Origin of the sequence: Pseudomonas poae RE*1-1-14 (assembly GCF_000336465.1) — a bacterium.
Lineage (GTDB): Bacteria > Pseudomonadota > Gammaproteobacteria > Pseudomonadales > Pseudomonadaceae > Aquipseudomonas > Aquipseudomonas poae.
Map to the genome: position 1 here is coordinate 1,214,743 of NC_020209.1, position 13,057 is coordinate 1,227,799.

The 13,057-nt window shown below is 65.8% G+C and carries 13 protein-coding genes; 11 read left to right on the forward strand and 2 right to left on the reverse strand.

All coding sequences use genetic code 11. From position 1 onward, the window contains the following. Positions 1-7 precede the first annotated feature (7 nt). Genes H045_RS05625 through gspD form a run of 8 tightly spaced genes read left to right on the forward strand, consistent with a single transcriptional unit; the run spans position 8 to position 6,536 of the window. On the forward strand, positions 8-439 hold the full coding sequence (locus H045_RS05625) for a prepilin-type N-terminal cleavage/methylation domain-containing protein (protein ID WP_015371680.1): 432 nt from the start codon (positions 8-10) through the stop codon (positions 437-439). Next, positions 436-798 carry a prepilin-type N-terminal cleavage/methylation domain-containing protein gene (locus H045_RS05630; protein ID WP_015371681.1) on the forward strand — a complete coding sequence of 121 codons (363 nt, stop codon included), beginning with the start codon at positions 436-438 and terminating at the stop codon, positions 796-798. The genes H045_RS05625 and H045_RS05630 overlap by 4 nt, the downstream gene beginning before the upstream one ends. Beyond that, entirely contained in the window at positions 795-1,424 is a 630-nt protein-coding gene (locus H045_RS05635; RefSeq protein ID WP_015371682.1) for a prepilin-type N-terminal cleavage/methylation domain-containing protein, read from the forward strand. Before H045_RS05630 ends, H045_RS05635 begins: the two co-directional genes overlap by 4 nt. Next, positions 1,421-2,146, forward strand: coding sequence for a general secretion pathway protein GspK (locus tag H045_RS05640; RefSeq protein ID WP_015371683.1), 726 nt, complete (start codon positions 1,421-1,423; stop codon positions 2,144-2,146). The genes H045_RS05635 and H045_RS05640 overlap by 4 nt, the downstream gene beginning before the upstream one ends. After that, positions 2,143-3,186, forward strand: coding sequence for a PilN domain-containing protein (locus H045_RS05645; RefSeq protein ID WP_015371684.1), 1,044 nt, complete (start codon positions 2,143-2,145; stop codon positions 3,184-3,186). The genes H045_RS05640 and H045_RS05645 overlap by 4 nt, the downstream gene beginning before the upstream one ends. Then, a complete protein-coding gene (gene gspM / locus H045_RS05650) occupies positions 3,161-3,772 on the forward strand; it encodes a type II secretion system protein GspM (RefSeq protein ID WP_003231953.1) in 612 nt (203 codons plus the stop codon). The genes H045_RS05645 and gspM overlap by 26 nt, the downstream gene beginning before the upstream one ends. Then, positions 3,769-4,293, forward strand: coding sequence for a general secretion pathway protein GspN (locus H045_RS05655; protein WP_015371686.1), 525 nt, complete (start codon positions 3,769-3,771; stop codon positions 4,291-4,293). Before gspM ends, H045_RS05655 begins: the two co-directional genes overlap by 4 nt. Further along, positions 4,290-6,536, forward strand: a complete 2,247-nt coding sequence (gene gspD, locus H045_RS05660; RefSeq protein ID WP_015371687.1) for a type II secretion system secretin GspD — start codon at positions 4,290-4,292, stop codon at positions 6,534-6,536. The genes H045_RS05655 and gspD overlap by 4 nt, the downstream gene beginning before the upstream one ends. A 10-nt stretch (positions 6,537-6,546) precedes the next feature. On the opposite strand, the gene H045_RS05665 is transcribed toward gspD, so the two are convergent. Together H045_RS05665 and H045_RS05670 are read right to left on the reverse strand one after the other, a co-directional pair. Then, complete coding sequence (locus tag H045_RS05665) at positions 6,547-7,410, reverse strand: EthD domain-containing protein (protein ID WP_015371688.1); 864 nt, start codon at positions 7,408-7,410, stop codon at positions 6,547-6,549. A 97-nt stretch (positions 7,411-7,507) separates the two neighbouring features. Then, a complete protein-coding gene (locus H045_RS05670) occupies positions 7,508-9,253 on the reverse strand; it encodes a sigma-54-dependent Fis family transcriptional regulator (RefSeq protein WP_015371689.1) in 1,746 nt (581 codons plus the stop codon). Positions 9,254-9,733: 480 nt separating this feature from the next. On the opposite strand from H045_RS05670, the gene H045_RS05675 reads away from it, so the two are divergent. The 3 genes from H045_RS05675 (at position 9,734) to H045_RS05685 (ending at position 13,051) form a co-directional block, all read left to right on the forward strand. Further along, positions 9,734-11,209, forward strand: a complete 1,476-nt coding sequence (locus H045_RS05675) for a benzaldehyde dehydrogenase (RefSeq protein WP_003231941.1) — start codon at positions 9,734-9,736, stop codon at positions 11,207-11,209. Between the two features lie 55 nt (positions 11,210-11,264). After that, on the forward strand, positions 11,265-12,032 hold the full coding sequence (locus H045_RS05680; RefSeq protein ID WP_015371690.1) for a coniferyl-alcohol dehydrogenase: 768 nt from the start codon (positions 11,265-11,267) through the stop codon (positions 12,030-12,032). A 71-nt stretch (positions 12,033-12,103) separates the two neighbouring features. Then, complete coding sequence (locus H045_RS05685) at positions 12,104-13,051, forward strand: SphA family protein (RefSeq protein ID WP_015371691.1); 948 nt, start codon at positions 12,104-12,106, stop codon at positions 13,049-13,051. The last annotated feature ends 6 nt before the right edge of the window (positions 13,052-13,057 follow it).

Below are 13,057 nucleotides of genomic sequence, written 5' to 3' on the forward strand. Positions count from 1 at the left end.
TGCGCCCATGCCCAACCTCCAACGCGGCTTTACCTTGCTCGAAATGCTGGTGGTGATCGTGCTGATCAGCATCGCGGCCGGCCTGGTGGGGTTTGGCCTGCAACAAGGCCTGCGCGCGGCGAAAGAACGTCAGGTGGTGGGGCAGATGGTCGAAGCGCTGCGCAGCACGCGGGCGCGGGCAATCGTCAGCGGCACCGCGCAACACACCGTGTTCGACCTGCGCAGGCTGAGCTTCGCCGCGCCAGGACGGCCGACAAAATACTGGCCGGCCGCTCTGCAGGTCACCCTGCACACCGCCGAACAGGCAGGTTCCACCGTGGAGTTTTACCCAGACGGCAGTTCCACCGGTGGCAACCTGCTGTTGGCCAACGGTACGCGGCGCTGGCGCATCGACATTGGCTGGCTGACCGGCAGCGTGCAGTCCAGGGCCTTGCCATGAAGCGACAGCGCGGTTTTACCCTGCTGGAAATGCTCGCCGCGCTGACGCTCATGGCCATCTGCAGCACGGTGTTGCTGGTCGCTTTCGGCCAGAGCGCGCGCTCGTTGTTGCAGGTCAATCACAGTGATCGCCTGACCCTCGCGGCGCAGAGCGTGCTGGACGAGGAAACCATGGGGCCGTTGGCCAGCGAGGTGCGCCAGGGCGAGTTCGATGGCATCCATTGGCAACTGAACATCGCCCAGCAACCGACCCGCACGGGCCAGCCCCATCTGTTTCGCCTCGACCTGAGTGTCAGCGAAGGCACGCACCAGGCGCACTTCAACACCTTGAAACTGCGCGCCGCCGGGGCCGGTTTGTGACGCGCCGGCAGCAGGGCTTCACCCTGCTTGAAATCATGATCGTGCTCAGCCTGCTCGGCGTGTTGCTGACCCTGGTGGGCGGCGCCTTGCTCGGCGCCAATCGCGCGGTGCTCAAGGCCCAGCGCTACACGGTCAGCCTGGATGAAATGCGCGCCGCCCAGCAGTTTTTGCGCACCGCCATCAGCGAGGCGCTGCCGCTGGACGTGACCGAGGACGACAGCCAGGCCGACGGCTTTTTCAGCGGCACGGCGCAACGCATGCAGTTTGTCGCGACCTTGCCCGGTGTGCTGGGCGGCGGCATCCAGCGTTTTACCCTGCAACTGAGCGGCCCCGAGGCCGCGCGCGAATTGCAGGTGGCGTTCGCGCGGTTCGAGTCGGCGGCGCAGGTCAGCGTACCGGCTTCGCGCGGCGAACCGCAGGTGCTGCTCAAAGGCGTTGAGGACTTGCAGTTCAGCTATCGCGGCGTGTCGCCCAAGGGCCAGGCCACCGGCTGGATCAGCGAGTGGCCGTGGAGCAAACGCCTGCCGTATGCGGTGCGCATCGACGCCCGGGTGAACGGGCCGGTGCCGTGGGTCACCCAGGTGGTTGCGCTGCGCCTGAACCTGTCGGGCGGAGCGCCGGAATGATCAGGCAGCAACGCGGTGTCGCGCTGTTACTGGTGCTGTGGGTGCTGGCCTTGCTCAGTCTGCTGCTGGGCGGGCTGGCCGGCTGGGTGCAACTGCAGACCCGCCAGGCCGCCTGGCATCGCCAGCACACCCAGGCGCTGCTGGCCGCGGAGGCGGGCGTGGCATTGACCCTGCAGGCCCTGGCTGATCCGACGCAGCGCAAGCAGTGGGTGGCCGACGGCCGTGAGGTGCCGCTGACGTTCGATGATGCACAGTTGCGCGTCAGCGTTCGCAGCGACCTCGGCAAGCTCTACCTCAACAGCGCCGACGTGGGTGATTTTGCGCGCCTGGCCCTGGCCTGCGGCGCCAACCAGGCCCAGGCCGACCAGCTCGCCAGGGCTCTGGAGGTGCGACGCAACCAGGGTCATGCGCCGTTTCGCGTGGTCGAGGAGCTGCGCCAGTTGCCGGGCATGAGCGGCGCGCTGTATAGCGAAATGGTGCCGGAGATCAGCCTGTGGAGCGGGCTGGACCGGCCCGACCCGGCGTTCGCCAGCGCGTTGATGCGCCGGGCGCTGAACCTGCCGCGTCAAAGCGCGGTGGGCGCCAACGCCGGTGATGTGCTGGTGATCGACAGCCGCGCACAACGTCCCGGCGGTTACCACGCACAGTTGCAAGTCACGGTTTTATTGAGTCCCGCGCAAGGCAGCGCACAACCTTATCGAGTCCTACGTTGGCAAGAATGAATGAACACCTGGCCGCCCGCCTGCAGGTGCTGAGCGAACCGGTCACGCGGCGTTGGCGCGGCAGCGTCCTGCAACAGGGATGGCGGCTGTGGCTCAAAGAGCTGCGCGGCTGCGTGCCGGCATGGCTGCTGGTGCAAGATGCCGCCGAGCAGGTTTACCGCTGGCCGCTGACCGCGCCGGTGCAAACACTCGCGGGTGATACGCGCCAGGTGCTGCTGCTGGGCAGCGACGCGGTGCTGCGCCAGAGCCTGCAGTTGCCGCTGGCCGCCGCGCGTAACCTGTCGACGGTGGTCGGTTATGAACTTGACCGCTTTACGCCGTTCGACGCGGCGAGCGTGTACTTCGTCGCGCGCCAGGAGCGCCGCACGGCGACCCATGTGCATGTGACGCTGGTGGCGATCCTGCGCGAGCGTCTGGACCGGATTCTTGAAGAGTGCGCCGCCCTCGGTCTGCGTCCCCACGCCGTGGATGTGGACGATGGCGCGGGGCAGTTGATGGGTGTCGATCTGCTGCCGGCGCCGCTGCGTCCACGCCAGCGCCCCGCCGGCAAGGGGTTGCAGCGCAGCCTGCCGTGGCTGTGCGGTGCCCTGCTGATCGCGGCCATGCTGTTGTGGCTCAACGACCGCCAGCGCGTGCTCGATGCCATGCACCACAGTGTGCGCGAGCAAAAAGCCGAGGTGGCGCAGGTGCAAGCGCTGCGTCAGCAATTGCTCAATACCCGTGGTGCCGCGCAGTACCTGATCCGCCGCAAAATGGCGCAACCGCCCCTGGCGGCGCTGCTCAATGAACTCACCGCGTGCCTGCCGTCCGACACCTGGATCGACCAGTTGGAAGTCAACGACGGTGCCGACGTTTCATTCTCCGGGCAAAGCGCCAAGGCCAGTGCCTTGATCACCCGCATCAAGGCCTGCCGCAGCCTGGAAAATGCTCAGTTCGAAGGGGTGATTCAGCCCGATGCGCAAACCGGCAAGGATCAGTTTTCCTTGCGCGCCCACCTGCACCAGGAGGCTGCCGATGCGCCGTCCACTGACACCCCGTGAACGCCGTGGCGCGGCCTTGATCGCCCTCGCGCTGGTGCTCGGCGCGGCGTACTGGCTGTTGATCGACAGCTGGTTCGCCGGGCCGCTGCGCGCCATGGGCGAGCAGGCCGAACAACTGCGCGAACAGCAGCAGCGTTACGCCGGCGTGTTGCGCCAGCGCGACAGCCTGCGCGAACAGCTGGAGCAGGCGCGCCAGGACCCGGCGAGCAGCACCAGCCTGCTGCCGGGAGACGACCCCAGCGCGGTGGCCGCGGACCTGATGCAGCGCCTCGCCGACCTGATCAACAGCCGCGCCAGCGTCGGCGGCGGCTGCAGCCTGACCCAGCGCATGCCCATCACCCCGGAGCAGGACGAGGCCGAACCGTATCGCCAGGTCAAGGTCAGCCTGACCCTTAATTGCGCGATTGAACCGCTGACGGCGATCCTGCATGAGCTGGAATATCAGCGTCCGTTTCTGTTCGTCGATGAAATGAGCATTCGCCGGAGCCCGAATGCGCCCGCCAGCGGCGCCGCCGGCAAACTGGTGGTGCACCTGCTGGTGCGCGGCTACCTGCAACCGGCCGCTGCCGCTCAGGTGCGCCGATGATCAATCCATTGCGTCCCCTGGAGTGGGGTTTGCTCGGCGTGGCCGCGCTGCTGGGTGTGCTGATGGTCGGCATTCTCAGCAACCTCGGCGATGCGCCAGAGTGGTTGCCGCCGCCCGCGCCGGATGCTCGGGCCAACGCCTCGGCCACTGTGCTGGTGGCGCCGAGCGCGACTCTGGACAGCCTGGCCGGCACTTGGCAGGCGCCTTTGTTCAGCCCCGACCGCAGCCCCGACCGCGCCGTCGGCCAGGCCCAGACGTCCAGCCTGTCGAGCCTGACGCTGACCGGCATCGTGCTTGACGGCGACCTGCGCGTGGCGCTGCTCAAGCGTGCCGACGGCCCTGCGCTGAAAGTCCGCCAGGGCCAGACCCTGCCCAATGGCTGGGTGCTGGAGCACCTCGACGCCCGTACCGCCCGTTTCGTGCTTGACGGCCGCACGCAAACCTTGAGCCTGCGGGCGCTGCGTTTGCCACCGCCGTCCAGCACACCTCCGATTACCCTTCCTCACGAGTCATCCCCTTGATCGATACCTACCCCGGCGCCTTGCGCACCACCGTGTTTTGCCTGGCCACCGCCGTTGCCCTTGGCGGCTGCGGGTCATTCCCCAAGCACCCTGCGCCTGACGAGTCCCTGCTGCATGAGGCGCTACAGGGCACCGGCTCGCAGCGTCCGGCCGTGGACCCGGCCAGTGAACAGGCGTCGACCAGCAGCAGCCAGCCCCAGGCGAACACGCCGCCGCAACGCCAGTTGATTCGCGGTAACCAGCAGTTCGTTCGTCAGCCAGCCGCGTCCCGCGCCGGCAAGGAGGAGGCCGGCGGTGACATCGTGTTCAACTTCGCCGACCAGCCCATAGAGGCGGTCATCAACAGCGTGATGGGCGACCTGCTGCACGAGAGCTACAGCATCGCCCAGGGCGTGAAGGGCAACGTCAGCTTTTCCACCTCCAAGCCGGTGAACAAGCAGCAGGCGCTGTCGATTCTCGAAACCCTGTTGTCGTGGACCGACAACGCCATGATCAAGCAGGGCAACCGCTACGTGATCCTGCCGGCCAACCAGGCGGTATCGGGCAAGCTGGTGCCGCAGATGCGCGTGTCGCAACCGTCCAGCGGCCTGTCGGCGCGCCTGTTTCCGTTGCGCTATATCTCGGCCACCGAGATGCAGAAACTGCTCAAGCCGTTCGCCCGGGAAAATGCATTCCTGCTGGTGGACCCGGCGCGCAACGTGCTGAGTCTGGCCGGCACGCCCGAGGAATTGGCCAACTATCAGGACACCATCGACACCTTCGATGTGGACTGGCTCAAGGGCATGTCGGTGGGCGTGTTCGGCCTGCAACGCGCGTCCGTGGCCGAGCTGATGCCCGAGCTGCAAAAGATGTTCGGCCCCGACAGCGGCATGCCCCTGGCGGGCATGGTGCGCTTTTTGCCCATCGAGCGGACCAACTCGGTGGTCGCGATCTCGTCCCAGCCGCAGTACCTCAGCGAAGTCGGCGACTGGATACACACCATCGACGAAGGTGGCGGCAACGAGCCGCAGATGTACGTCTACGACGTGCGCAACATGAAGGCCACTGACCTGGCCAAATACCTGCGGCAGATCTACGGCAGTGGCGCGATCAAGGACGACGCCCCGGCCAAGGTGGCCCCCGGTCTGCGCACCGCAACCTTGTCATCGCCCGGCACCAACAGCACCTCCGGCAGCATGCCCGGTGGGCTCAATGGCAACGGCAACGGCATGGGCAATAACCAGATCGCCTCTGCCGAGCAGGAGGAGCAGGAGCCCGACGCGCAAGCCGATCAGGGCAGCGAGAGCGCCGAGCAGGGCGCTGGCGAAGAACAAGGCGCACCGGCCAAAAGCCTCGACGCCGGCACGCGCATCACCGCGCAAAAAAGCAGTAACCAGTTGCTGGTGCGCACGCGGCCGGTGCAGTGGAAAGAGATCGAATCGGCGATCAAGCGCCTCGACAATCCGCCACTGCAGGTGCAGATCGAAACGCGCATTCTGGAGGTCAAGCTCACCGGCGAACTGGACCTGGGCGTGCAGTGGTACCTGGGCCGCCTGGCGGGTAATTCCAATAGCACCACCGTGGCCAATGCCGCTGGCAGCCAGGGCGCATTGGGTGGCGGCGGCGCTGGCCTGGGCGCGGATTCGTTGTTCTATTCGTTCGTCAGCACCAACCTGCAAGTGGCGCTGCACGCCCTGGAAACCAACGGCCGCACCCAGGTGCTGTCGGCGCCGTCGCTGGTGGTGATGAACAACCAGCCGGCGCAGATCCAGGTGGGCGACAACATTCCCATCAGCCAGACCACCGTTAACACTGGCGCCTCCGACACCACCTTAAGCAGTGTCGAATACGTCCAGACCGGGGTGATCCTCGACGTGGTGCCGCGCATCAATCCGGGGGGCCTTGTGTACATGGACATTCAGCAGCAAGTCAGCGATGCCCAGGACCAGTCGTCCAACAACGATTCGCAAAACAACCCGCGTATCTCCACGCGCTCGGTGTCCACCCAGGTGGCCGTGCAAAGCGGGCAGACCGTGTTGCTCGGTGGCCTGATCAAACAGGACAACGCCGAAAGCGTCAGCGCCGTGCCGTATCTGGGCCGCATCCCCGGGTTGCGCTGGTTGTTCGGTAACACCAGCAAGTCCAAGGACCGCACCGAGTTGATCGTGCTGATCACGCCGCGGGTAATCACCAGCAGCAGCCAGGCACGGCAGGTGACCGATGATTACCGCCAGCAGATGCAACTGCTGCGTCCGGCCAAATGACCGCGCGGGTTCAACCGCGCAGGAACAACTGCTCGACCTCGGGGTTGAGCTGGTTGTTGGCCCCCAGGTACTCGATCAACTGCGCCGCCCTGCTGCCGCGCAGCCCGGCGGTGGTCAGCGTTTTGTCGTTGACGTAGGTGTAGAGGCCGGACACCGCGAAGGCCTTGAGCTGGGCGATGTGGTGGGCCTGACCCGCCAGGGTGCGCTGGAAGGTATCGCTGGCAAAGAATGCGCGTCGCGTCAGCGGGCTGGCGAAGGCAATTTCCATGATTGCCAGTTCTTCCCGCGCGGGGCTGGCATGGTGCGCGACATTCGGCGCCGGCGGGTGCATGCCGTCATTGTCGAAGCGCGACGTCAGGTGCAGCGTGAGTTTCAGCACGTCATCGGCGCTGCCGAGCACGGCGGCCAGCTCCTGGCTGAGGTAGTCGTGCAGTTCGGCGAGGCTGCCGCGCGGGCTGACATGCACATGCAGGCGGTCGACGCTGTCCGCGCCGTTGAAGGTGCTGTCGTGCAAGCGATTGACGCGTTTTTGCGAGCCGTGCGGCAGGTCGTAGGCGAGGGTTTCCTCGAACATGTTTTGCTCGTCGGAAAACAGCAGTGAGGCGGCCTCCTGGAACAGCTTCTGGTCATCAGCGTTGGCGAAGCCAATCTCGACCCCACCGTCCAGCTCATAATGTTCGATCTCGCTGATGCCATCGGCCAATGGCCACAGGTGTGCATCCTGGTTTCGGTCGAAGTGATGCTGGATGTACAAACCGAGCCCCGGCAAGCGCGAGCACAGCGGCCCGTGCACATCGCGCCAGTAGGTGGCGAAGATGTCGTGGGGCACGCGTTCGCGACGTTTCACGGTGGTGTAGCTGTTCAGCTGGATCATCACGGGCTTCCTTCAATACGTTCTTCAAGAAGGGTGTGATCCAGGCGGTGACCCGGTCGTTCAAGATTTCTCCAAGCCAATCGCCGGGTCCCGTGCCTCAGCCCGGTTGCCGCTGGTGTTTCTTCAGCCGGTAGGCAAATTGCGCGCGACTCAGCCCCACCAGCCTGGCGGCGGCGGCCAGGTTGCCGGCGTTGCGTTGCAGCGCTTCATTGATCAGGCGCGCTTCAAGGCCGTCGATGGAAAAGCCCTGGTCCAGTTGGCCAAGGGTGTCGAGCAGGGCAGGGTGCACCACGGCTGCGGCATTCGACAGGCTGCCTTGTTCATCCAGACTGTACGGGTCCGCCGGCATGGGTTCATTGCGAAACAGGTGCACCAGGTCGATGGCCTGGCCTTCGTCGCTGGCGATCAGGCCGCGTTCGATCAGGTTTTGCAGCTCGCGCACATTGCCGGCGAAGTCGTAGCGCAGCAGCACCTTGAGCGCGCGCATGGTCAGACCGGCGGGCGTGCGACCATAGTCCTGGCAGAAGCGCGTGAGGAATGCGTTGATCAGCAACGGAATGTCGTCGCGGCGTTCGCGCAGGGGCGGCAGCGCGATGGGGTAGACGTTGAGCCGGTAAAACAGGTCTTCGCGAAACGTGCCGTCGGCGACGGCCTTGCGCAGATCGATATTGGTGGCCGCCACCACCCGCACATCCACCTGCACAGCGCGCACGCCGCCGACCCGTTCGATTTCCCGCTCCTGCAGTGCGCGCAGCAGCTTGCTTTGCCCGGCCAGGCTGAGGCTGGTGATCTCATCCAGGAACAGCGTGCCGCCCTGGGCGCGTTCGAACCGTCCGGGGCGTGAATGGGTGGCGCCGGTGTAGGCGCCGCGCTCGACACCAAACAGTTCGGATTCGATCAGGTTGTCCGGGATGGCCGCGCAATTGAGCGCCACGAACGCGCCGTCACGGCGTGGGCTGAGCTGGTGCAACTGGCGGGCGAACATCTCTTTGCCCACGCCGGATTCGCCGCTGATCAGCACCGTCGCCGGGGTTGATGCGACCCGTGCCAGGGCTTGGGTGGCGGCGTTGAAGGTGGCGCTGGCGCCAATCAGCGTGTCCCTGGCGGTGCTGCCCGGGGGGCTGGCGGGCGTGGGTGCGAGCGGCGCAGTGCCGGGCGTCGGCGACGCATTCAGGTAGCGCAGGTCCTGCTCGGCGTCACCCCACTGCGCGGCGGTCTTGCCCACTACGCGGCAACTGCCGTGACCCATGCCGCGGCATTCGACCTCACGAAAAATCACCATCTGCCCGAAGAGCCCGCTGACGAACCCCATGGCGTAGCCGGTTTCGGTCCAGCACACCGGGTCCTGGCCGATGCCGTAGGCATTCACATGCTCATCGGCCTCGCATGAGTGGTGCCAGAGAAATTCGCCTTCGTAGAACCCGGAGTCGGCGTCGAACTTGAAATGCAGGGGCTCGACCTTGGTCATGCCTTCCAGCGTGTGCAGGTGGGTGCCGGCGCGAAACACGGCGGCGGCATCGGCGTGGGGCCAGCGCTCGCGGATCAGGCGCGCATCCCGTGCGCCCGAGGCGAAGCCGGTGCGGGTGAACAGGCCGCGTGCCTGCTCCAGCCCCAGGCGCTCGATGATCTCTGCCCGCAGCGCGCCGAATGACGAGCCGTGCAGCAGCACCATGCGTTGGTCGTTGAGCCAGATGCGTCCGTCTTCGGGCGAAAAAAACAGGCAGTCGGCAAGCTCCGCCGGGGTGGGCGAGCTGCTGTCACTGAGCTGGCGACTGTCGCCACGCGGATGAAAAGGCGTGGTTGCCGCGTGAAGGCCGGGGTGTGCGCTGAAAGGATGAGTCATTGTTATGCCCTAATGCCGTTCAGTTAAGGAAAATGTGTGGGCTTAGTGTGGCGAGCGGGCTTGCCCCGCGTTGGGGTGCGAAGCGCCCCCCATCCAGCAAAACGCGGTGTACCTGATATGGCTCAGCGCCTGGTTTTGGGGCTGCTGCGCAGCCCAACGCAGGACAAGCCTGCTCGCCACAGGGAATCTGCGCTTAACTGGACGGCGTTGTTGTTATGCCCCTGCAAAGCGTGTGATCGATATGAGTAACCGCTGAGATAGTTATTAAACATAACCTTATCAATTGAACAAGTGGCAGCGAGGCGGTTTTTGCAGACGGTCCTGCGCATGTGCCTGAGACGTGAACGGCAAGCCCCGACGCAGAGCCTTCGAGGCGTTATGTCAGCGCCGTGGCCTTTAAACGGCACAGCCCTTGCTCAAGGCTAGAGGCGGCGTCTGCCCTTGTGCAGACGATGACAACTACAAGAACCGGGAGTCACCATGTCAGTGTCTGAAACCACCCACCTGTTGCAGCGTGCCATCGAGTCCGAGTGCCTGTTCGACGGCGACTGGATCCAAGCCTCGGGGGCTGCGCTCCCGGTGATTGAGCCGGCCACCGGCGAACCGCTGATGCAATGCGCCATGGCCAGCCCGGCCGACGTTGCCGTCGCCTCTCGCAGCGCGGCCCTGGCTCAGCCAGCTTGGGCCGCGCTTGGCCCACGGCAACGCGCCGAAGTGTTTCGCAAGGCCGCGGAGGTGGCGCAGCGGTCGTTCGCCGAACTGGCGCTGTACGTTGCCCGCGAAACCGGCGGCGCGCTGTACAAGGGCGAGCACGAGGTGCGCGAGGCGATAGTGCTGTTGCATCAGGCGGCGGGCCTGTTGTCCCAACCCCACGGGGTGGTACTGCCCAGTGAGGCCGGGCGGTTGTCCTATGCGCGGCGCCAGCCCCATGGCGTGGTGGGGGTGATCTCACCGTTCAATTTCCCCTTGGTGCTGTCGATGCGCTCGGTGGCGCCGGCCCTGGCCGCCGGCAATGCGGTGGTGCTCAAGCCCGACCCGCAAACCCCGGTCAGTGGCGGTTTCCTCATCGCGCGGCTGTTCGAAGAAGCGGGCCTGCCCAAAGGCTTGCTGCACGTGCTGCCAGGTGCGGCGCCGGCGGGCGAAGCGCTGTGCCGCGACCCCAATGTGCGCATGATCGCCTTCACCGGCTCCACGGCGGCGGGGCGCAAGGTTGCCGAAGTGGCCGGGCGGCACCTGAAAAAAGTCGCGCTGGAACTGGGCGGCAAGAACGCGCTGATCATTCTTGAAGACGCCGACCTGGACCTGGCCGCAAGCAATGCGGCCTGGGGCGCGTGGCTGCACCAGGGGCAGATCTGCATGGCGACCGGCTTGATTCTGGCCCACGAGTCCATCGCCGCCAGCCTCACGCGCAAACTGGTGGACAAGGCCCGCGCGCTGACCGTGGGCAATGCCGCCCGGGGCGAGGCCGCACTGGGTCCGTTGATCAATGAACGGCAATTGCAGCGCGTGCATGCCATCGTCAGTGACAGCCTGCAGGCCGGCGCGCGGCTGGAGGCAGGGGGTGAATACGACCGCTTGTTCTACCAGCCCACCGTGCTCAGCGGCGTGCGCCCTGGCATGCGCGTGTTCGAGGAGGAAGTGTTCGGGCCGGTGGCCACGGTGGTCAGTTTTGCCACGGACGAGGAGGCCATCGAATTGGCCAACCGCAGCGAGTACGGCCTCAGCGCCGCCATCATCTCGCCGTCGGTCGGCCGCGCCATGGCCATCGGCGAGCGGCTTGACTGCGGCCTGCTGCACATCAATGACCAGACCGTGGCCGACGAATGCATCAACCCGTTCGGCGGGCGCGGCGCCTCCGGCAATGGCGGCAACGTGGGCGGGCCGGCCGACTGGGACGAGTACACCCAGTGGCAGTGGGTCACGGTAAAAAACACGCCACCGACCTATCCCTTCTGAGCCCTGGCTCAGGGGTTGAAACACGCACGCCTATACAAAAACAAGAGGGCTGATGATGAACCTGCATAACAAAACCTTGATTGTCACGGGCGTCGCCTCCGGCATTGGCGCCGAAGTGGCGCGGCTGGCGCGGTTCCAGGGCGCGACGGTGATCGGTGTCGATCGCGCTGAACCGCACCTGACCCTGGATGGCTTCCTGCACGCCGACCTCGGCGATGCGCAGAGTATCGACGCGCTGGTGGCGCGCTTGCCGGCGCGGGTCGACGCACTGTGCAACATTGCCGGCGTACCCGGTACGGCGCCGGCGCACACGGTGGCGCAGGTCAACTATCTGGGTGTGCGTCACCTCACCCAGACGCTGCTGCCGCGCATGCCGGCGGGCGCCAGTGTGGTCAATGTCGCCTCGATCCTCGGCGCGCAATGGCCGCAGCGCCTGGAGCAGCACAAGTCGCTGGCCGCGACCGACAGCTTCGCCGCCGGGCAGCAGTGGCTGGCGGCCAATCCGGTGGAACAGGCCACCTGTTATCAGTATTTCAAGGAAGCGCTGATTGTCTGGAGTTACCAGCAGGCCCAAGGCTGGTTTCGCGATCATGGGGTGCGCATCAACTGCGTGGCGCCGGGGCCGGTGTTTACGCCGATCCTTGGCGATTTCGTCAGCATGCTCGGGCCGGAACGCGTGGCCCGCGACAGCCAGCGCATGACCCGTCCGGCCCTGGCCGATGAGGTGGCGGCGGTGATTGCCTTCCTCTGCTCGGATGCTTCGCGCTGGGTCAACGGGGTCAATCTGCCGGTGGACGGCGGGCTGGCGGCCACCTACGTGTAAGCACACGCAACCCCGGTGTGGAGCCCTGCACCGGGGGTCTTGAACAACAACAAAAATACAGGACATACAAGATGCTCAAGCCTATCTTGCGGACGGCTGCGGCCGTGACGTTCATCGCCGTGTCGTCCACGGCCCATGCCTATGACTTGCCCGGGCTCAACCTGGGCAGCACCAGTTTCTACGACGGCTCACCGGCCCCGGCGGGCCCGGGCTGGTACCTGGAGGAATACCTGACGTACGCCCGCGCCAGTCGCTTCAATGACACCAACGGCAACAAGCTGGCCCTGCCGCGACAGGACGTGGAAGTGCTGGCGCCGACCACGCAGATCATCTACGTCGGCCAGCCCCTGGCCAACGGCGCGATGCCTGGATTCACCCTGATCAACACCTCCCTGGCTCACGCCGATGTCGACGATGGTCTGAACAATGCGGCGCTGAGTTCGCGGGCGGGTTTTGGCGACCTGACGGTGGGGGCGTTTCTGCAACTGCCGACCCTCAGCCGGGCCGATGGCAGCCCCTTGCTGACCCAGCGCGTGGAGGCCGATGTGTCGATACCGGTGGGTGCTTATGACCGCACGCGCTCGATCAACCCGGGCAGCAACTTCTGGTCATTCAACCCGTATTACGCGGCGACCTACTGGTTCAGCCCCAAGTGGTCGGCCAGCGGGCGTTTCATGTACTTGTGGAACGGCAGGAACGACGAGCCGCAGGCGGGCTTCGGTGACGTCTCCAACACCCAGGCCGGCCAGGCGCTGCATGCCAACCTGACCCTGCAATATGCCGTGAACGAGCAACTGAGCGTGGGCCTCAACGGTTACTGGTTGAAGCAGATCACTGACACCGAGGTGGACGGCCACGCCGTCAGCGGGCGGCGGGAAAAGGTCTGGGCCATCGGCCCGGGGCTGGCCTACGGGTTCAACAAGGAGAACGTGCTGTCGGTGAACGCCTACTTCGAGCAGCAGGCCGAGAACCGCACCCAGGGCAACAAGCTGGTGCTCAACTGGCTGCACAAGTTCTAGGGCCGC